Source organism: Mesorhizobium sp. M1E.F.Ca.ET.041.01.1.1 (assembly GCF_003997355.1).
Taxonomy (GTDB): Bacteria; Pseudomonadota; Alphaproteobacteria; order Rhizobiales; family Rhizobiaceae; genus Mesorhizobium.
This window is the reverse complement of record NZ_RZSL01001029.1, coordinates 1-1,279: the sequence shown is the minus strand read 5'-3', so window position 1 is coordinate 1,279 and position 1,279 is coordinate 1. Positions and strand designations below refer to the sequence as shown.

Below are 1,279 nucleotides of genomic sequence, written 5' to 3'. Positions count from 1 at the left end.
GGATTGCTCGAGCCGATCGACTTCGCCGCCGTGCCGAAGGCCGATCTCGACCCGCGCTTCAGCAACGAGCACGCCGTCGGCAGCTTCTACTATTCCTTCGTTCTCGCCTGGAACAAGGGCACCGTTTCGGGCGAACCGACGGGCTGGGCCGACATGTTCGACACCAAGAAGTTTCCCGGCAAACGAACCTTCTACAAATGGTCGGCGCCGGGCGTGATCGAGATCGCGCTGCTCGCCGACGGCGTGCCCGCCGACAAGCTCTACCCGCTCGACCTCGACCGCGCCTTCAAGAAGCTCGACACCATCAAGTCGGACATCGTCTGGTGGGGTGGTGGCGCCGAGTCGCAGCAGCTCATCGCTTCGGGCGAGGCTGCCTTCGGCCAGCTCTGGAACGGACGTGTCTTCGCGCTCGAGAAGGACGGCGCCGATGTCGGCGTCTCCTGGAACCAGAACCTCACCGCCGCTGACGTTCTCGTCGTCCCGAAGGGCGCCAAGAACAAGGACAGCGCCATGAAGTTCCTCGCCGCCGCCACCAGCCCGACCGGCCAGGCGAAGTTCGCCGAAGCGAGCGGCTACGCGCCGATCAACACCAAGGCCAAGGCCGAGATGGCCGCGGACGTGGTCAAGGGCCTGCCCGACGCCCATGTCGACGGCCAGATCAATCTCGACATGAACTACTGGGCCGAGCATCGCGACGAGATCGCCACGCGCTGGTACGCCTGGCAGACCAAGTAGCCGCCATGACAAGAGCGGGGCGCGGCAACAGCGCCCCGCTTGAAAGACGGGACGTTTCCATGACGGGAACTGCTTTCAGACGCCAATCCTTTGCCGGCCTGCCGGCCGGCAGCGGCGGCGCCTTGCCGGCCCTGACGCTGGTCGGCCTGTTCTTCATCGTGCCGGTGGTCGCCTTGCTGCTGCGCAGCGTCACTGAGCCTGAGCCCGGGCTGCAGAACTACGCCGCCCTTTTCGGCAGCGGCACCTATGTACGGGTGTTCCTCAACACTTTTCTCGTCGCCGCCGTCGTTACGATCGTTACTATCGTCGTGGCGTTTCCTGTCGCATGGATGCTGGCGATCATGCCGCCGGCGCTCGGCTCGGTCGTCTTCGGCATCATCATCCTCTCGATGTGGACCAATCTGCTGACCCGAACCTATGCCTGGATGGTGCTGCTGCAGCGTACCGGCGTGATCAACCGTGCCTTGATGAGCCTCGGCATCATCCATGAGCCGTTGCCGCTCATCAACAATCTGACCGGCGTCACCATCGGCATGGTCTACAT

At 64.1% G+C, this 1,279-nt stretch carries 1 protein-coding gene and 1 pseudogene; both read left to right on the top strand.

Annotation, left to right across the window (positions count from 1 at the left end; all coding sequences use genetic code 11):
- A partial coding sequence (locus EOA38_RS37045) for an ABC transporter substrate-binding protein (protein WP_145966311.1) occupies positions 1-735 on the top strand: 735 nt, incomplete at its 5' end.
- Positions 736-794: 59 nt separating this feature from the next.
- Positions 795-1,279 (top strand): annotated as a pseudogene (locus EOA38_RS37040) (ABC transporter permease); the annotation flags it as partial.